11 protein-coding genes are annotated in these 19,292 nt (G+C 55.6%); 7 read left to right on the plus strand and 4 right to left on the minus strand.

The features are described from left to right. Window positions 1-22 precede the first annotated feature (22 nt). From J2I47_RS06230 to J2I47_RS06250, 5 genes are all read left to right on the plus strand, one after another. Window positions 23-1,225, plus strand: a complete 1,203-nt coding sequence (locus J2I47_RS06230; protein WP_207363677.1) for a molybdopterin molybdotransferase MoeA — start codon at window positions 23-25, stop codon at window positions 1,223-1,225. A gap of 202 nt (window positions 1,226-1,427) precedes the next feature. Continuing rightward, entirely contained in the window at window positions 1,428-6,575 is a 5,148-nt protein-coding gene (locus J2I47_RS06235) for a translocation/assembly module TamB domain-containing protein (protein WP_207363678.1), read from the plus strand. Between the two features lie 152 nt (window positions 6,576-6,727). Next, on the plus strand, window positions 6,728-9,049 hold the full coding sequence (tamL, locus tag J2I47_RS06240) for a translocation and assembly module lipoprotein TamL (RefSeq protein WP_229374314.1): 2,322 nt from the start codon (window positions 6,728-6,730) through the stop codon (window positions 9,047-9,049). Between the two features lie 40 nt (window positions 9,050-9,089). Then, the gene (locus tag J2I47_RS06245; RefSeq protein ID WP_207363680.1) at window positions 9,090-10,028 is read left to right on the plus strand and encodes a glycosyltransferase family protein; all 939 of its coding nucleotides are present in this window, start codon (window positions 9,090-9,092) and stop codon (window positions 10,026-10,028) included. Between the two features lie 142 nt (window positions 10,029-10,170). Continuing rightward, window positions 10,171-11,259 (plus strand): Fic family protein, encoded by a 1,089-nt coding sequence (locus J2I47_RS06250; protein ID WP_207363681.1) that lies wholly within the window; start codon window positions 10,171-10,173, stop codon window positions 11,257-11,259. A 251-nt stretch (window positions 11,260-11,510) separates the two neighbouring features. Here the strand turns inward: J2I47_RS06250 and J2I47_RS06255 are convergent, their stop codons facing one another. Further along, window positions 11,511-12,044 carry a DUF2911 domain-containing protein gene (locus tag J2I47_RS06255; protein ID WP_207363682.1) on the minus strand — a complete coding sequence of 178 codons (534 nt, stop codon included), beginning with the start codon at window positions 12,042-12,044 and terminating at the stop codon, window positions 11,511-11,513. A 284-nt stretch (window positions 12,045-12,328) separates the two neighbouring features. On the opposite strand from J2I47_RS06255, the gene J2I47_RS06260 reads away from it, so the two are divergent. Together J2I47_RS06260 and J2I47_RS06265 are read left to right on the plus strand one after the other, a co-directional pair. After that, window positions 12,329-14,128, plus strand: a complete 1,800-nt coding sequence (locus tag J2I47_RS06260; RefSeq protein ID WP_207363683.1) for an acyl-CoA dehydrogenase — start codon at window positions 12,329-12,331, stop codon at window positions 14,126-14,128. Between the two features lie 286 nt (window positions 14,129-14,414). Then, window positions 14,415-16,112, plus strand: coding sequence for a GH39 family glycosyl hydrolase (locus J2I47_RS06265; protein WP_207363684.1), 1,698 nt, complete (start codon window positions 14,415-14,417; stop codon window positions 16,110-16,112). Between the two features lie 145 nt (window positions 16,113-16,257). On the opposite strand, the gene argB is transcribed toward J2I47_RS06265, so the two are convergent. The 3 genes from argB to J2I47_RS06280 are packed head-to-tail and all read right to left on the minus strand — an operon-like array spanning window position 16,258 to window position 19,193. Continuing rightward, the gene (gene argB / locus J2I47_RS06270; RefSeq protein WP_207363685.1) at window positions 16,258-17,040 is read right to left on the minus strand and encodes an acetylglutamate kinase; all 783 of its coding nucleotides are present in this window, start codon (window positions 17,038-17,040) and stop codon (window positions 16,258-16,260) included. A gap of 14 nt (window positions 17,041-17,054) precedes the next feature. Continuing rightward, window positions 17,055-18,032, minus strand: a complete 978-nt coding sequence (locus tag J2I47_RS06275) for an N-acetylornithine carbamoyltransferase (protein WP_207363686.1) — start codon at window positions 18,030-18,032, stop codon at window positions 17,055-17,057. Between the two features lie 27 nt (window positions 18,033-18,059). Beyond that, window positions 18,060-19,193, minus strand: a complete 1,134-nt coding sequence (locus tag J2I47_RS06280; protein WP_207363687.1) for an aspartate aminotransferase family protein — start codon at window positions 19,191-19,193, stop codon at window positions 18,060-18,062. Window positions 19,194-19,292 lie beyond the last annotated feature (99 nt).

Raw genomic sequence — 19,292 nt, forward strand, 5'->3', positions numbered from 1 at the left:
AACCAAACAGCTCCCAATACCTATGAACACTGTCTCTGACGCCGACCGGATTTTAGCCGAACACACCCTCGTGCTGAGCACCGAATCGGTACCATTCGATAAGGCCCTGGGCCGCATCCTGGCCGAAACCATTGTGGCCGACCGTGACTTTCCGCCCTTCGACCGGGTGGCGATGGATGGCATTGCGATACACTACGATGCCCTGGCCGACGGAAAAACGACCTTCACCATTCTGGGCACCCAACGCGCCGGTGAACCCGCCCAGCCCCTCCCCGACCCGCTTGGCTGCCTGGAAGTGATGACCGGAGCCATTTTACCCACCGGCGCTGATACCGTGATCCGGTATGAAGACCTCTCAATTGTTGACGGCATCGCTACGCTGACGGCCCCCGACGAGGTGCAACGGCAGCTAAACGTCCACCATCAGGGTATCGACCGGCGACCCCTCGACGTACTCTTATCGGCCGGGGTGCAGTTGCGGCCCGTTGAGCTGGCCGTGGTGGCGTCGGTAGGGCAAACGAGCGTGTCGGTGCGGCGGCGACCACGCGTGGCGGTGATCGCGACGGGCGACGAACTGGTGGATATTGACAAAACGCCGCTGCCCCACCAGATTCGGCACTCGAACGCGTATTTGCTACAGGCGGCCCTGCGCGATTTGGGCCTCGACGCCAGCGTACATCAATTCCCCGACGATATGCCCACCATCACAACGGGTATTTCGCGTCTGCTGGCCTCACACGAGGTACTAATCAGCACGGGAGGCGTGTCGGCGGGAAAAGCTGATTTTATTCCCGACGTGCTGGAAGGGCTGGGCATCCGCCGCCATTTTCACAAGATCGAACAGCGACCCGGCAAACCGTTCTGGTTTGGCAGCAGTGCGGGCACCGAGCGGGTAGTGTTTGCCCTGCCCGGCAACCCTGTTTCTACTACTATGTGCTTCTACAGGTACGTGCGGCCCTATTTGCAGCGGGCTATGGGTGCTCCCGCCGACCCACCGCTGTTTGTACAACTCGCCGAGCCGGTCACGTTTAAACCCAACCTGACTTATTTCATTCCCGCCCGCATCGAAGCCTCACCAGATGGTCAATTGCTGGCCCACCCCCTGCCCGGCAGCGGCTCTGCCGACTTTGCCAATCTCACCGCCGCCGACGCCTTCGTTGAACTGCCCGCCCACGAGAGCCTGTTTCCCGCCGGCACCGCAGCCCAGGCGTGGAGTATAGGTTAATGAGTGAATGAGCGAATGCTTGGACTGCTGCGCGAGCGTTCCTGTTTATTGTGATTGCATCAGTGCAAACAGGAACGCTCGCGCAGCAGTCCAGGCATTCGCTCATTCACTCAATCACTCATTCACTCATTAATCCCGCTCAACATCCAATGCCTTTTCCGCGTTATACCTAAGTAGACAGTTCACACACTCAACGCACTTCGTGAAACGCTTTTTCCTGACAACCGGCCTTGTCATACTCGCCATCGTGCTACTGCTGGTCGGTTTTGCTACGCTCATCGTTACCACCTCATGGGGACAACGATTTGTCACACAGCAGGTTAACAGTTACCTGGGCAAGAAAATAAAGGCCCCGTTTCGCATTGGCAGCATCCGGTATCGGATTCCCGACTGGATAGAAATGAATGACGTTTTTTTCCAGACACCCCAGGGCGACACGCTGCTGAGTGGTCGACACATGCGCGTGGATCTGGATATGCTGGCCCTCTTGCAGAGCAAAGTGAGCCTGAATGAAGTGCAGTTAAACGAAGTTAAATTGCACGTTACAAGGAAATTAGCCAAACCAGGCGACACTACGGCGGCGTTTAATTTCAATTACCTCATCGACGCCTTCAACCCCATCGATTCGCTGGCACCAAAGCCTGTTGCCGCCCCCGCCACCGATACAACGTCTTCGCCGCTGGACATCAGTTTGTCGAAAGCCAGCCTGCGCAAAGTACTGATCCGGTATGAAGACGACATGGCCGGCGCCAACGTAGATGCCTACGTAGACACCCTCCGGGTAAATTTCCAGAACGTCGACGTGGCCAAATCGCGCTACCTCATCCGCGACCTGACCGCCGATGGGCTGAACGTAAAAAGCCGCATTTACGAAGGCGTTCCTTCGCCACCGTCCGACCCCTCGAAGCCCGGCGACACACTCACACTGGGCCTGGGTAAGTGGGACTTGACGCGCGCACTCTGGAACGTACGCGTGGAAACTGCCGACTTTGCCACAACCGGTAAAGTGGGTAAGCTGGCTATGGAAAGCGACCACATATACCTCACCGGCGAGAACATAGGCATCCAGTCGCTGCAACTGCTGAATTCGGAGGTGTCGGCCACGTTGTTGCGTCCACAGCGTCCCAAGGTCCTTGCGCGGTCGCCGGAAGCACGGGTGGCGATAGCGAAGACAGGAGCTGCATCGAGCGCCCCGCCGGTGAAGCCAACAGCAACACAACCCGCTGGGTGGGTGGCTCGGTTGGGGCAGGTACAGTTTGCCAATAACCGCATACAGTTCGACGATGAGACGGCACCCCGGCAGAAACGCGGCTTGGATTACGGCCACCTCGACATGAAAGGGCTGGGCATCGAAGGACGCAACCTGCTCTATAGCCCCGACCTGATTTCGGGGCAGTTGCGGCGCGGCCGGTTCAGCGACAAGTCGGGGTTTGTGTTGCAGCACGTTGACGTCGATGCACAGTACGGGGCAAAGCAAACGCTGCTCTCGAACCTGTTTATCCGCACGGGTGCGCCGGGACAGCCGGGGTCGCTGCTGCGCGACCGGCTCGAAATCCGGTACGATTCCATTGGGCAGTTATCCCACGCCACAGAGGGTAAGAACCTGAATCGGGTGAAGGTGTTTCTGAACCTCCGCCAGAGCCGCCTCGCCTTCGCCGACGTTATTCAACTGGCTCCATTTCTGGCTGCGACGCCCCCGCTAGCCGGCAATGCCCGCGAAGTGGTTCGCGCCAACGCTCAGATCCGGGGTACCCTGGCTGACCTGCGGATTCCCGTGGCCGATTTTGCCATGCTGGGTGGTACCGTGCTGAAAATGAACGGGCGATTCACTAACGTAACTACACCCAGCCGGCTGGGTTTGGACCTCAACCTCATCGACGCCCGCACAACCCGCGCCGACCTGAACAAACTGGCCCCCAAAGGCACCCTCCCCGATTCGCTGGCGCTGGCTCCCAACCTGAAACTGACCGGACGCATTCGCGGGAAGCTCGACGCCCTCACTGCCGACGCCAAACTGGCCACCAACTGGGGAAACGCCACCTTCGACGGCACGTTGCGCAATTTTTATACGGGCAAAAATCAGGCGTATGAAGGCCGCGCATCGCTGACAAAATTCGAGGCGGGCAAGTGGCTCATGAACCCCAAACAGTTTGGCACGATCACGGCGCGGGCGGGTTTCAATGGACGCGGGCTGGACACCAAAACCCTGTCGACCAACTTCCGGGCGGTGGTAGACGAGGCAGGACTGAACGGTTATTCGTACAAAAACGCCGACGTCAATGGCACGCTGACCAACGGCATTCTCACCATAAAAGGTGGCATCAACGACCCCAACGTGCACCTGGTGCTGGATACCAGAGTAGGGCTTAAAACGGCTTTCCCAAGCGTAACCGGGGCGATAAACATTACCGAGCTAAACCTCGACAAGCTGAAACTGTACGCCGACCCGCTGTCTATCAAGGGTGCTATTCAGCTGAATATGACCTCAACGGACCCCAAACGGCCCGAAGGTACTGTCAATGCGCAAAACGCCGTGGTGACGCTGAAAGGCAAGACCTACCCCATCGACACGCTGTATCTGAAAGCCGGGACCGTTAACCCCGACCGCAAGACCCTGCTGGTAGGTCTGCCTTTTGGGCAGCTGGGCCTGAGTGGGCAGTTTGAGTACACGCGTCTGTACGACATCATTGCGAGTGAGTTTGGGCGGTATTTCAAAATTCCGGGCCTGACCTATAAGCCTATCCAGCCGCCCTACAGCTTCTACATCACGGGTAATGTGCGGCAGCACCCGCTCTTGCAGGCATTTTTACCCGCCCTGCGCAAGCTCGACCCCGTTTCGCTCAACGCCTACATCGACAATAAGCGTGATACCACCCTGGCCATGACCGTGAAAACGGGCCTGATCGACTATGATACCATTGTGGTGAAGGGATCGTCGCTGGGCTTGCTGGCTTATAACAATCAGCTGGCGGTGGCGGGGCAGATCAATTCGCTGCAGACCAACAGCCTCAAGTTCTATACCACCCAGCTTACGGGCAGTGCCGCCAACAACCGGTTTTCGTTTGGCCTGATCAGCAAAGATTCGCTCAATAAAGACCGGCACGGGCTGGCCGGGCTGGTGAGCCTGGCAGGCAACGACTACCGCCTGCAGATAGGTCAGCGCGGGCTGCTCACCAACTACCGCACCTGGACGTCCGACAGCACGGGCTACCTGCAGTATGGCGATGCCGGGGTGATAGCCAAGGGGTTCATGCTTAGCCAGGGCAAACAAACGCTCAGCCTGAACAGCACCACCCCGACACCAAACGCCCCCCTGCGCGTGGAGGCCCGCAACCTGAATCTGCGGGATCTGGCCGCCGTAGCCAATCAGGATACGGCCCTGGCGGCAGGAACGCTCAACAGTAATGTGGTCGTGAGCAACTACCTGTCGAAACCGGGGGGTGAGCCCCTCAGCTTTACCGGCGACCTGACCGTAGACAGCCTCCGGGTAATGGACAAGCCCATTGGCAACATCAATGGCAAATTCGCCAACGTTTCGAATGGGCGTATTTCGGTGGATGTCAGCTTGTTGAGTAAAGATAATGATGCCAAACTGTCGGGCTATTACAACCCCAACAACCCCAAAGAGGCCCTCGATTTTTTCCTCAGGCTAAACCGCCTCGACGCCCGCACCATCGAAGCCTTCAGCTTTGGCGAACTACGTCGGGCCAGGGGTACACTGCACGGCGAGGCCGATATTCTGGGCAGCACTACCTCACCCCAACTCAACGGCGGCATCTCGCTCGACTCTGTCGCGTTTAACGTCAAACAGCTGAATGCTACCTACCGAATTGATCAGGAGCGCATCCGGCTGTCGGGGCAAACGGTGACGTTTACGGATTTCAACCTGCGCGACACCCTGGGCCGGGCGTTGAACATCGACGGGCGCGTGGTGCTGAGTAACATCCCCAACGTATCGTACGATATTCGGGCGCGGGCGCAGAATTTCCTGGCCCTTAATGCCGCCCGCAAAGACAACGGCTTTTTATACGGGCAAGCCTCGGTGTCGGCTAACCTGCATATTGTGGGCAAAGGCGCGGCTCCGTCGGTAGACGGTAGTGTGCGGCTGGAAGACGGCTCGAAAGTGACTACGGTGCTCCCCAGCGATGAAGCCAGCCTGAACGACGCCCGCCAGACACTGACATTCATTGACCACAACGACACGCTGGCCCTTGCCAAATACCTGCGTCCGCGTAAAGACACCGTGGCCGCCCCCCTCCAGTTCGACCAGCTCAACAACTCCAACATTAACCTGACGCTGGAGGCCGACGAGAAATCGGAGATCACGATTATTGTAGATGAACTGAACGGCGACAACCTGCGGGCGCGGGGCAATGCGCGGTTGGCTGTGAACGTGTCGCCCAGCGGCGAGGTATCTGTTTTGGGCCGGTATGAGGTGACAGAAGGCCGATATTCGCTCACGTATCAGGTGCTGCAACGGGAATTTGCCCTCCAGAAAGGCGGCTATATCAACTTCACCGGTGACCCGCTTAAAGCCGACCTGAACCTGACGGCCATTTACCAGGCCCGCACTACATCGGATGCCCTTATTTCCAGCGAAACGTCGGGCAGCACGCAGCCGCTGGCCAAAATTCAGGTGCCGTATAACGTGGCCCTTACGCTGAGTGGTAACCTGGCCGCACCGACCATTAACTTCGACATCATTGCCCCGTCGGAAACCATCACCCGGTTGGGTCAGGTGGGCGACGAGGTGACGCGTAAGCTGGAAGCCCTGCGCGCCAACCCCAACGACATGAACAAGCAGGTGTTTGGCCTGCTGATCCTGGGCAACTTCATCGCCGAATCGTCGAGCGGGTCAAGCTCCGGGTTCAACGTAGGGGCCACGGCTACCGACCTGGCCCGCAGCAGCGTAAGTAAGATTATTTCGCAGCAATTGCAGCAGTTTGCGTCGGGTCTGATCAAGGGCGTCGATCTGGATGTAAACCTCAATTCGCAGGCGGGCGAGGCCCAGACGGGTAGCGCCACCGGCAGCCGTACCGACCTGAACATTGGTCTGTCGCGGAGTTTCTTGCAGGGACGCCTGACGGTATCGGTGGGTAAGAACTTTCTGGTGCAGGGATCACAGGATATTAAGCAGGCGCAGAACAACAGTGCTGTATTCGACAACCTGTCGCTCAACTACAACATCACCCGCGACGGTCGGTATGCGCTCCGGGCCTACCGCCGCTCCAACAGTGAGCGAACTATTCTGGAAGGCTTTGTCATCGAAACCGGCGTGGGCTTCGTCATCACCGTCGACTTCAACACCCTGGCTGATCTGGTTCGGCGCAGGAAGGAGGAGGAAAATTAATGTACAATGCCTTACGGCTCCAAACAGCCCACAACGTGTACATCTGGGAATACGACAAAATGAGATCATTGATAAAAATATACCATTCATTCACACAAACACGCCACAGCATAAAGCCGACGCGACTACCATTGTACATTGTTCATTGTACATTGTACATTACCATACTCCAAAGCTGCAACATAGCCAAGCACCTGCCGGCGGGAGAAAAACTGTATGTAGGAGCTGATTTTGTGCTGAAGACAGATTCGACGGTTACGAAAAAGGAAAAAGACCGGCTCGTTTCCGAGTTGCAAACGCTGGCGCGGCCACGGCCCAACAGTCGGATTTTTGGCTTTCCCTACAAAGTGGGGTTCTATTATTTCATTGGTGAGCCAAAGAAGGAAAAAGGTTTCCGGGCGGGGTTGCGGCGGAAGTTTGGCGAAGCACCCGTGCTGGCCTCGGCGCGCGGACTGGCCGCCAACGGGCAGCTGATGGGCAATACGCTGGAGAACGAAGGCTATTTTGGTACGACACTACAGGGCGATTTTGTCGATGTGAACAGTTACCAAACCAAAGCCCGCTACACCATTCAGGTGCCCCAGCGCTACCTGATCGACTCGGTGTCGTTTATCGGCGACTCCACGCTGGTGGCGCGGGCTATGTTCAACACCTCACCGCAATCGCTGCTGAAGGCGGGAAACCCCTTTGTGCTCGACGTGGTGAAGGCCGAAAAAGAACGTATCGGCGAGGCTATCAAACAGCGCGGCTTCTTCTATTTCCTGCCCGACTACGTGGCCGTGCTGACCGATACCGCCGTGGGCAACCACAAGGTGCGGTTCTACCTGGCCATCAAGCCCGACATTCCGGCGGCGGCGAAAGTGCCTTATTACCTGCGCAACATCTATATCTTCCCAAACTACACCCTCGCCAATGCCCGCAACGACACCAACCGGGCCGTGGCTTACCAGGCACCTATCCCTACCGCCGCCGATTCTGGCCTGACCAACCGACCGGGCAAATTCTACATCGTCGATTCGTCAAGGGTGTATAATCCTGTCCTGTTTGAAGACGTCATCAGCCTGCGGCCGGGGAGGCGTTATAACAGCCGGGCGCAGGATTTGTCCCTGTCGCGGCTGGTGAATCTGGGTACGTTTAAATACATCCGTAACCGCTTCGAGCCGGTGGGCCGTTATGGGCGCGATTCGGCCCTGATGGACCTGAATTATTACCTTACCCCCCTGCCCAAACGGTCGGTCCGGCTGGAACTGTCGGGCAACTCACGCTCCAACAATCTGGCAGGTACGTTGCTGACACTGAGCTACATAGATCGAAACTTCTTACACCGCGCCGAGCAGCTGCAAGTCAACACTACGGCGGGTATCGACCTGCAGGTAGGCGCAGCGGGGCGCGGCGTAACCAACTATCGCTACGGTATCGACGCCACGCTGAGCTTCCCCCGGCTGGTGTCGCCGTTCAAAATCCGCTACGACCGGCGGCAGATTTTGCCCAAAACTAACCTGACAGTAGGCTACGAAATTCTGCAACGCGATTCGCTGTATAACCTGAGTTCGGCCAGGGCCTCGTTTGGCTATGCCTTCCGGGCCAACAGTCGTGTTGAACACACGATCTTACCGTTCAATATCAACTACGTATACCTGTACAACGAACAGCAGAAATACATCGAAGGGCTTACCGATCCCAGAACAAGTCAGGCCTACGCCAAACTGTTGCAGCCACAGTTGATCCTGAGTTCGATCTACACGTTCAACTACAACTCTGATCCACAGAGCCGTCGACGTTACACCAACCGCCTGACTATTAACGCCGAGCCGGCCGGAAACCTGGCTGGACTCCTGGTAAAAGCCGATTCGGTCGGGTATAAAAACATTGCCAACGTACCTTTCGCTCAGTTCTTTCGGTTTGACCTCGACACCCGGCATTACTTCCAGTTAACACCCAAGCTGACCTGGGCGAACCGGTTTTTTGGGGGCATCGGTATTCCCTACGGCAACATCAACGAAATGCCCTTTGTCCGGCAATATTTTGTGGGTGGGGCCAACAGTGTACGCGCTTTCCGACCACGGGCTGTAGGGCCAGGTCTTTACGCACCCGCGCCGGGGACGTTGTTTCAGGATGGTGGCGGCGATATTAAACTGGAGGTGAACACTGAACTTCGGGCTAAGCTGACGTCTCTCATTCAGGTGGCTGCTTTCGTCGACGCCGGTAACGTATGGAGCTACAGCAGTCAGAGTACGTATGGTGTTGGCTCTGAGTTTACCAAAGATTTTGCCAAACAACTGGCTATCGGCGGGGGCATAGGCCTGCGCATCGACCTCTCCTACTTTCTGATTCGTGCCGATTTAGCCACGCCGTTCAGCATTCCTTACCTACCCGAAGGGGAGCGTTGGGTATTGAACAAAATCAACTTCCGCAGCCGCGACTGGCGACGCAATAACCTCGTGCTCAACATTGCGGTAGGATACCCCTTCTAATAAAAGCTGCTTATTTTTGCTGAACCATAACTACAGCACCATGAGAATCAGCGGCTTTTCGTACATCCGCAACGGTTTCACCTACCAATATCCTTTTCTAGCAGCTATCCAGTCCGTTTTACCCCTTTGCGATGAATTTTGCGTTGCCGTGGGTGATTCAAACGACGAAACCCGAGAAGCTCTGGTGGCGCTCAACGATCCCCGAATCAGGATTATTGATACTATCTGGGACGAGACCATGCGTGGCAACGGCAAAATCTTTGCCCAGCAGGCCAACATCGCCCTTGACGCCTGCACCGGTGACTGGTTGTTCCATATTCAGGCCGACGAGGTTATGCATGAGCGCGACCTGCCCATCATCCGCGCCGCGATGGAGGCCGTTGATGATCGGCCCGATATTGACGGTTTGCTGTTCGATTTCCTGAATTTCCACGGTAGCTACGACTACCTTAACAATACCCGTAAGCAGCATAAAAAAGAGATTCGTGTGTTTCGCAACGGCATCAACGCCTACGCCTACCGCGACTCGCAGGGCTTTCGGAAATACACGTCATTTGCGGCCTACGAGCAGGGCGAAACCGGTACCAAACTCCGCGTGAAGTATGTGCCGGTGCCGGTGCACCACTACAGTTTTGTGCGTCCTGCCGAACAGATGTTTCAGAAGTGGGCCTATTTCCGCACGTTCTACGGCCGTCAGATGGACGAGCCGGCGCTACATACACTATCGGCTGCCCCTGCCGACGTTATGGTTAGCCCAATGGCGACCAAACAATTCGACTATTACAACATTTTTCGCATCAAACGCTTCGAAGGTACTCACCCCGCCGTGATGCAGCCCTATATCGCCGCTGCTCCAAACGACTTCGACCCCACCAAAATTCATCACGTACAAAGCCTGAAAGACAAAGTAGTTTACGCTATCGAAGACCGGCTCAAATACCGCTTCGGCGAGTGGAAGAACTACAGGCTGGTGGAATAGTGGCGGTGAAGTCACAATTTGCCCATTTTGATGTCGGAATTTTGCTTTTTTTTCGACATCAAGTCTATTTGATGTCGAAGCATTTGACACAAATTGGCCATATTGTCGAAGTTTTGACAAATTTTCGACATTAGGAATAGCAATGGCCTACCACAGAGAAGAACCGTATAATGACTTACCCGATTTACCACCTGCCATCAATTTTTACCAACCAGAAATTGTACGAGCATTGGCAGCAGCTACCCGATATTTGGGTGAGCTGAACGGGTTGTGCGCTACGTTACCCGACCCTCTGTTATTACTTAACACACTGGTTTTGCAGGAAAGCCGCGATAGTTCGGCCATCGAAAATATCGTAACCACCCAGGATGAATTGTACCGGGCTTCTGTAGACGGTGTGCCAACAAACACAGCGGCAAAAGAGGTACTTAGTTACCGGGAAGCTACGTATACAGGTATAGCACGGATGCGCACAAGGCACAACCTGATCTTGACGAATACGTTGATCGAAGTGGTTCAGACAATTAAGAACAATCAGTCGGCAATTCGGCAAACACCTGGCACTACGCTGCGTAGCTCAGGATCTGGTGACGTAATGTACACGCCGCCAACGGGCGAAACGGTCATTCGGCAAAAGATGGCTGCTCTTGAGCAGTTTATCAATGAGGATAGCGAAGACGGCCCTGATACGTTGATTAAATTGGCCCTCATGCATTACCAGTTTGAGGCTATTCACCCATTCTCCGATGGTAATGGACGCACAGGACGAATTATGATCAACTTATACTTGGTGCAACAGCAACGGCTTTCGCAACCGATTCTGTATCTGAGCCGGTACATCAACATTTACCGCAGTACCTATTACAAACTCTTACGTAGCGTCACAGAAGACGAGAACTGGACCGAGTGGATCATTTTTATGTTAAACGCAATCGCTGATACGTCCCGACTGACCATGTCGAAGATTCGGCGCATCCTTGTCCTAATGGGGGAGGTTAAAAAGGAAATGGCTCATACCATGCAAACGTCGCATAACCCTGAGTTGCTTCGGCTCATGTTTGCGCAGCCTTATTTGAAAGTAGATTTTTTAGTAAAAAGCGGATTGGTTCATCGCCAAACGGCGTCCACTTACCTGAAAAAATTAGCCGCTGCGGGCATCCTGACGCCCAACCCCGTTGGCCGCACCACCTATTACGTCAACCAGCGGCTGATCGACCTTCTGGCTGATTAGATTCCATTACTGAACTTATAACTAGTGACCCCAGCGGGATCTAGTCTTTGTAGCGAACGATCCGCCCTTATACACTTCGACCCCAGCGGGGTCGCGTCTTTGTCAGTTTTCTGAAGAAAAATCTAGGTGATCTTTCTGAAGAGACTAAAGACACGACCCCGCTGGGGTCGAAGTGTATAAGGGCGGATCGTTCGCTACAAAGACTAGACCCCGCTGGGGTCACTCCCCAAGGAGCTCATTGTCAGCAATCGCTAATTACTTGTGCCGTGGGGCGTTACTGGCACCGAAACGGTCATGTTGTCCCAGGCGATAGCAATGCTTTTGTTTGACGGTGTGATCGTCAGCATTTCAATCGGTGTTTTGTTGGCTGACACGGGCACTTTCACCTCCACTACGTTTTTCTCCTTGAACTTATCGTAATCATACGCGCCCCACTGGCCAAGCTGGCTGTTGAGCACCACGCCCCATTCCTTTTGGTCGGGGAACGTAACAAGCGTGTAGGTACCCGCCTTCACCATTTTACCGCCAAACATCACGTCTTTTTTAAACGTCACCTCCGTGGCTTCGTCGGCACCGGTGCGCCATGGCTTACCATATTTTTCGAGGCTTTGTGAGCCTTCAGGGCCAAAAACAACCCGCCCCTTCTTCGATGGCTGGCCATAAACAACTTTAATGCTCTTGTCGGGGCTTTCTACGGTGGTGTGTGGGCTCTTCCGGTTTTGGGCAACAGCCGCTGAAGCAAATGCCAGCAAAACGACGAGCAGGAACGATACAGAACGTTTCATGTGGTTCATGAATGAATTGGTTAGTTAGTGATTCAGAATCAAAACGTAAACGCAAGCCAGATCAATATGGTTTTCTACCCACTGTCTACTTTGCATCCAACTTTTTCCTACTTTTACATAATAGTATGCATGCATACTGTTGATTTACGAATTACGATTTACGATTTGTCGCTTACGCCAGCGTATGATTGCTCTGGCGTAAGCGACAAATCGTAAGTCGTCCCGCAGCGGCGGACCGCTCGTACATCGTAAATCACACGTGCTCCACTTACTCCCAGCTCTCCATGTCCGCTTATTTCAGCAAACGCAACCTCAACTTCCTGCTGCACGAAGTATTTCGTGCTGAAGATCTGACGCAGTACCACCACTTCGCCGACCACGACCGGGGTACGTTCGACATGGCCATCGACTCGGCCACCCACATTGCCGACACGCTCATGCACCCCCACGTACGCGATGTAGACAGAAACCAGCCCGAACTGAAAGACGGTCAGGTGACGGTGCACCCCAGCATCAGGGCCTACATCAAAGCCGTGGGCGACGCCGGGCTGATTGGCGCGGGTTTCTCCTTCGATCACGGCGGGCAGCAACTGCCTGAACTCATTACGTCGAGCATTGGCTTTATCCTGATGGCCGCCAACAACGGCATGATGTATACCGGCCTCACGTCCGGCGCAGCCGACCTGATCGCCTCCTTCGGTTCGCCCGAACTAATAGAGGCGTACGTTCCCAACATGCTGTCGGGTAACTGGCAGGGTACCATGGCCCTCACGGAGCCACAGGCGGGTTCGTCGCTGTCGGACGTGACCACCTCGGCCACACCACAACCCGACGGCACCTACAAGATTAAAGGGCAGAAGGTGTTTATTTCGGCGGGTGATCATGACGTAGCCGACAACATCATCCACCTCATGCTGGCCCGCATCGACGGAGCACCCAAAGGCACCAAAGGCATTTCGCTGTTTGTAGTGCCCAAATACCGCATCACCGAGTCGGGCAAGGTCAGCAACGATGTTACCTCAACGGGCGTGTACCATAAACTGGGGCAGAAGGGTGTACCCGCCATGCACCTCACCATGGGCGAAGCCGACAACTGCATTGGCTACCTCGTGGGGCAACCGCATCAGGGGCTTCCCTACATGTTTCAGATGATGAACGGTGCCCGGATTGGCGTGGGTATGACGGCGGCGGGTATTGCCACGGCAGCCTACCATGCGGCGCTACAGTATGCCCGCGAACGGCCACAGAGCCGCCGCCTGAACGAAAAAAACGCCCTCGACGCCCCCCAAACGGCCATTATCAACCACCCCGACGTGCGGCGGATGCTGTTGTTCCAAAAGGCCGTGACGGAAGGTTCGCTGTCGCTGCTGCTCGAAGCGGCCCGTGCCTATGATATCTCGCGCGTGGCCGAAGGCGAGGAAAAAGAGAACGCGCACCTGCTGGTCGAGATTCTGATGCCGATGGCCAAAACGTACCCGTCGGAGATGGGGGTGCAGTCGGTGAGCCAGAGTCTGCAAACGTTTGGTGGCTACGGCTTCACGGAAGATTTTCCGGTAGAACAGCTTTACCGCGACATCCGGATCACGCCGATCTATGAAGGCACCACGGGCATACAGGCGCAGGATTTGCTGGGTCGGAAAATGACCATGAAAGGCGGCAAAGCAGCCCAGATTCTAATGGGTGAAGTAGGCAAGACCATTGCCGAAGCGGCCACCCATGACGAGCTGAAGCCTTATGCCACGATGCTGAAAACCGAATTGGGCCGCGTTCAGGAGGTATTACAGGCCCTGATGCCCCATGCCGGTGCCGGCGATGTGGAGCGTTACCTGAGCGACGCCACCCTGTTTCTGGAGCAAATGGGCATTGTGGTTGTGGCCTGGCAGTGGCTGAAACAGGCTATCGTGGCCAAGCAGGCTATGCTAACCCAAAACCCACAAGGCGACGAACTCGCCTTTTACGAGGGAAAACTGCACACGATGAAGTTCTTCTTCCACTACGAAGTGCCCAAGACGCTGGGTCTGGCCGCCCGGTTGAAAGACACGGAAGTGCTCACCATCGTGTCGGCTAAGGAACTGGCCCTTTAGGAACTACGCTCCGTCAAAGCCCGCGCTGGTCGCGGGCTTTTTTTGTATCATCGACCCTGGACCAAACTACGGTAAACTACCCCTACCCTCACCCTTTACCTTGTCTAGCCAGTTAACCGTTAAGGCTAACACGGCCTGGTTCGTCTACCGCCAATGCGACTACTATTGAGGAGGGATGCCCAGTGCACTACACCGGTCTCTTTTTCGGCGATAACACCAATAATACAGCCTGGTTTTACCGGCTGTCGGTCTCGGCATAGGTCAATTATCAACGTCCAAAGACAATATGCTTAAGCACCTCGTTGCCCTGACCTGCCTGTCTGGCCTTATGCTGGGGGCTATCCAGGCCCAGACGCCCTCCCCAAAACGGGTGACAATCCGGGTGGACCTGACCCAGACGCAGGTACCCCTGAAGCCAATATGGGCGTGGTTTGGTTACGACGAGCCGAACTACACCTACATGAAAGACGGCAAAAAACTGCTTGCTGAACTGGCTAAACTGAGTCCCGTACCGGTGTATGTGCGGGCGCACAGTCTGCTTGTCACGGGCGATGGCACGGCCGCGCCAAAATGGGGGTCTACCAACGCCTACACCGAAGACGCGCAGGGCAACCCCGTCTATAACTGGACAATCGTCGACAGGATTTTCGACACATACATTGAGCGGGGTATGAAACCCATTGCGCAGATCGGTTTCATGCCCGAAGCCATGTCGACCCATCCGCAGCCCTACCGCCACCAGTGGAGTCCGGGGACGTCGTATAACGAGATTTTTACGGGCTGGGCCTACCCGCCTAAAGACTACGACAAGTGGGCCGAACTGGTGTATCAATGGGTAACACACTCGGTGAAGCGCTATGGCCGGAAAGAAGTGGAAAGCTGGTACTGGGAACTTTGGAACGAGCCGGATATTCCGTACTGGAAAGGCACCACCGAAGAGTACATCAAGCTATACGACTACAGCGCCGACGCCGTAAAACGCGCCCTGCCCACCGCCCGCATGGGTGGCCCCGAAGTAACCGGCCCGGGTTCGCCCAAGGCGGCGCTGTTTCTGAAAACCTTCCTGGATCACATCGTTTCGGGCAAAAATTACGTGACCGGACGGGTGGGTGCGCCCCTGGATTTTATCACCTTCCACGCCAAGGGGGCACCCAAACTGGTTGATGGGGTAGTGCGGATGGACATGGGTAAGCAACTTCGCGACATCGACAAGGGGTTCGACATTATAGCCTCCTACCCCACCCTGAAGGGACTGCCCATCATCATCGGCGAGTCGGACCCGGAAGGTTGCGCGGCCTGCTCCGAAGACTTTCATCCGCAAAACGCCTACCGCAACGGCACGATGTACCCAACCTACACGGCGGCATCCTTCGCCCGTAAGTTTGATCTGGCGGCCAGCCGGGGCGTGAACCTGCTGGGCGCCGTGACGTGGGCATTTGAGTTCGAAAATCAGCCCTGGTTCCGCGGATTCCGCGATTTGGCAACTAATGGCGTCGACAAACCGGTGCTGAACGTGTTCCGTATGTTTGGCATGATGACCGGTAAGCGTGCCACCGTCGATCAGCAGGGACTGGCCTACGACTACCGGCGGGTGCGTGACGAGAGCATCCGCGCCGAACCGGACATCAACGCACTGGCCGCCCTGGACACGAAACAGGCAGCCATCATGGTCTGGAATTACCACGACGACAACCGGCTGGATTCGGCCTCGCGGGTGTCGGTACAGGTTCGGGGTATTCCGGCCAAAGCTGTTCAGCTACACCACTACCGGGTTGATCAGACGCACAGCAACTCGTTTGAGGTTTGGAAAACGATGGGATCACCCCAGCAGCCAACAGCGCAGCAACTAAACCAACTGGAAAAAGCCGGTCAGTTAGACGAGTTAACTCCCCCCACTCAACTCCTCATAACCAATGGCGCCGCCACCCTTGATTTCGTCCTGCCCCGGCAAGGCGTGTCGCTGCTAAAAATGACCTGGAAATAGCGCCGCTTAAGGTGATCGCGGAATGGCTAGGGGCTATAGGCAGGCTTCACTAGGTAGGTTGCTGTCGCCTAGCCCTTCGACTCCACAATAGGCCTGACGCTCAGTCAGTTATTCGCTGCGTATAGACAAACGGTTTCACACGCTCTTAACTCCGCAACGTTGTACCAGCCTGCCCTGTCAATGCAGCTTCTACCTCGTCAGCATGGCAGATGATGACGCGCTTTACCCCGGCACTCAGGGCGGCAAAGGCATTATCGAGCTTGGGAATCATGCCTTTGTTGATGTTGTCGGCAGCTTTGTGTTCTCTGTACTGGTCGGGCGTGAGCTGGTTGATTACGCTGGTCTCATCGTCGGGATTAGCCAGAACCCCTTTCTTCTCAAAACAGTACACCAACGTTACGTCGTTGTGGTAGATCATGTCGCAGGCAATAGCCGAGGCGAGTGTGTCGGCGTTTGTGTTGAGCAAATCGCCCGTTTCGGCATAGGTGATGGGGGCAAAAATGGGCACCAGCCCCTCACGCGTAAACGCCTGTATTCGCCCTGAGTCAATCTCCGAAATGTCGCCTACGAAGCCATAATCAATGTCCTTTACGGGGCGCTTTGTCGATTTAATAATACCCGCATCAGCCCCGGTCAGGCCAATGGCGTTGCATTCCAGGCTTTGCAACTGACTCACAATCTGTTTATTAACGAGTCCGCCATAGACCATCGTCACCACGTTGAGCATGGGTTTGTCGGTGATTCGGCGACCATCGATCATGGTGGTTTCCACACCCAGTTTTTGGGCAACGTCGGTAGCGATTTTCCCCCCGCCATGCACCAGCAACTTCGTATCCGGTAGCATCGAGAACGTGGTCAGAAAGCGCGTCAGCGCCTTGGGGTTGTCAATGACGTTACCGCCGATTTTGAGAATGGTAAGTGGATTCATTCGAAAAACGTAAACTACCTTAAACTGCTGAGTATCTCTTTTAGTACCGCCTGTGCTGACCATTCGCGGTTGGCGGCCTGCTCGATAACGAGCGATTGGGGGCTGTCGAGGACTTCGTCGGCAATTTTCAGATTGCGGCGCACCGGCAGGCAGTGCATCATTTTCCCCTGGTTGGTCAGCCGCATTTTGTCCATTGTCACCGCCCAACTGGGGTCCTGCGTGAGCACCTGTCCATATTGTGTGTACGACGACCAGTTTTTGCCGTAAATAAAATCGGCCCCGGCAAAGGCTTCGTCCTGATCATGGTACACACGAGCATTCCCCACAAACTGTGGGGCCAGTTCATAGCCTTCGGGATGCGTGACCACAAATTCGACATGCCCCGCGGCGGCGCGGGCGTTTATCCACTCGGCGAAAGAGTTAGCCACGGCCTGCGGCAGGGGTTTGAAGTGCGGTAACCACGTGAGCACCACCTTTGGCCGGGCGGGCATGATGGTCGACTTTGTCCGTGCTTCTTCGATGGTGATGCAGTCGGCGAGGGATTGCAGCGGGTGCCGCGTGGCCGATTCCAGGTTCACGATAGGCACACCCGCGTACTTGGCAAACTGGTTCATTACCAGTTCTTTGTAATCCAGTTCACGGTCTGTCAAACCCGCAAAAGCTCTGATAGCGAGCATGTTACAGTAGCGACCCATCACGGCGGCGGCTTCGCGAACGTGCTCGGCTTTGTCACCGTTCATGAGCACACCGTCTTCCATTTCCAGGCCCCAGCTATCAGATCCCACGTTGAGGGTCATGACATTGAGGCCCAGGTTACGGGCCGCTTTTTCGGTGCTGAGCCGGGTGCGGAGGCTGGAATTGAAAAACAGTAGTCCGATGGTTTTGTGATGACCAAGTTGCTCATCAGCAAAAGGATTGGCTTTGGCACTCAGGCCCGATTGTATGAGCGCGTCGAGGTCAGTAACATCGGCGAGAGAGAGGAAATTTCGCATGTAGTAAACTAATGAACTGATTAAAAATTACCCCGTTACGCTCACACACGCGCTCAGTGCTTCCAGAAACATATCGGCTTCGTCGATACCCAGTGCCAGCGAGGGTAGCAGGCGGATGGTGTGCTTGCCGGCCACGCCCGTGAACTGTTTATGCTCAAACAGCAACTGATGACGGAGTTTATCGACGGGGAAATCATATTCTATGCCGATCATCAGGCCCCGGCCACGCAGGTCTTTGTACCCGCCGATCTGCCGTATGCCATCCATCAGGTACGTACCCAGGCGGGCAGCGTTGGCAATCAGGTCTTCGTCGCGCATGATGTCGAGTACGGCAATCCCCGCTGTGCAGGCCAGGTGATTACCCCCGAAGGTGGTACCCAGCAGCCCGTAGGAAGCCTTGAATTCGGGGGCAATCAGGATACCACCAATGGGAAAGCCGTTACCCATGCCCTTCGCCATGGAAATAATGTCGGCGCGGATGCCGCTATGCTGATGCGAAAAAAACTGCCCCGACCGGCCATAGCCACACTGCACCCCGTCGAGGATAAGCACGGCACCGGTTTCGTTGCAACGTTGGCGAAGGGTCTGCAAAAATTCGTCGGTGGCCACCTGAATACCACCCACGCCCTGAATACCTTCCACAATAACCGCGCAGGCGTCGGTTGTGATGCCTGCTTTGGCAGCTTCGGCATCGTTGAATGGCAGGAACGTAACGTGGTCTGTGGCGTTAACAGGCGCTACAATGGCGGGGTTGTCGGTAGCGGCAACAGCCCCGGCAGTACGTCCATGAAACGATTTTGTAAAGGCAACCACGCCTTTCCGGCCCGTATGAAACGAAGCTAGTTTGAGGGCGTTTTCGTTGGCTTCAGCGCCTGAATTACAAAGGAATAGCGCATAATCGTCATGTCCCGACAAGGCGCCCAGCTTATCGGCCAGTTCCTGCTGCTGCGGAATGCGCACCGAGTTGGAATAGAACGAAATCTTATGAAGCTGATCGGTCAGGGCCTGCACGTAGCGTGGGTGCGTGTGACCTACCGAGATTACGGCATGCCCCCCATACAGATCGAGATAGCGCGTGCCGTTGGTATCCCAGAGGTAGCTGCCCTGCGCCCGTACGGGTTCGATGTCGTAAAGTGGATATACATTGAATAGCTGTGCCATAGTCGTGTGCCTGTCAGGTTGATGGCGCAAAACTACAGAAGAGAATGGTGAATGATGAACGATGAATGATAAGTGATGAATTGGCTGCCGCCAGCCCAG

The organism is Fibrella rubiginis, assembly GCF_017353185.1.
In the GTDB taxonomy this organism is placed as follows: Bacteria; Bacteroidota; Bacteroidia; order Cytophagales; family Spirosomataceae; genus Fibrella; species Fibrella rubiginis.

Coding starts and splice junctions, on each gene's coding strand:
- J2I47_RS06255 (WP_207363682.1), bottom strand. CDS start 12,044: ATGAAACGTTCTGTATCGTTCCTGCTCGTCGTTTTGCTGGCATTTGCT.
- J2I47_RS06260 (WP_207363683.1), top strand. CDS start 12,329: ATGTCCGCTTATTTCAGCAAACGCAACCTCAACTTCCTGCTGCACGAA.
- argB (WP_207363685.1), bottom strand. CDS start 17,040: ATGAATCCACTTACCATTCTCAAAATCGGCGGTAACGTCATTGACAAC.
- J2I47_RS06250 (WP_207363681.1), top strand. CDS start 10,171: ATGGCCTACCACAGAGAAGAACCGTATAATGACTTACCCGATTTACCA.
- J2I47_RS06275 (WP_207363686.1), bottom strand. CDS start 18,032: ATGCGAAATTTCCTCTCTCTCGCCGATGTTACTGACCTCGACGCGCTC.
- J2I47_RS06230 (WP_207363677.1), top strand. CDS start 23: ATGAACACTGTCTCTGACGCCGACCGGATTTTAGCCGAACACACCCTC.
- J2I47_RS06265 (WP_207363684.1), top strand. CDS start 14,415: ATGCTTAAGCACCTCGTTGCCCTGACCTGCCTGTCTGGCCTTATGCTG.
- J2I47_RS06280 (WP_207363687.1), bottom strand. CDS start 19,193: ATGGCACAGCTATTCAATGTATATCCACTTTACGACATCGAACCCGTA.
- J2I47_RS06245 (WP_207363680.1), top strand. CDS start 9,090: ATGAGAATCAGCGGCTTTTCGTACATCCGCAACGGTTTCACCTACCAA.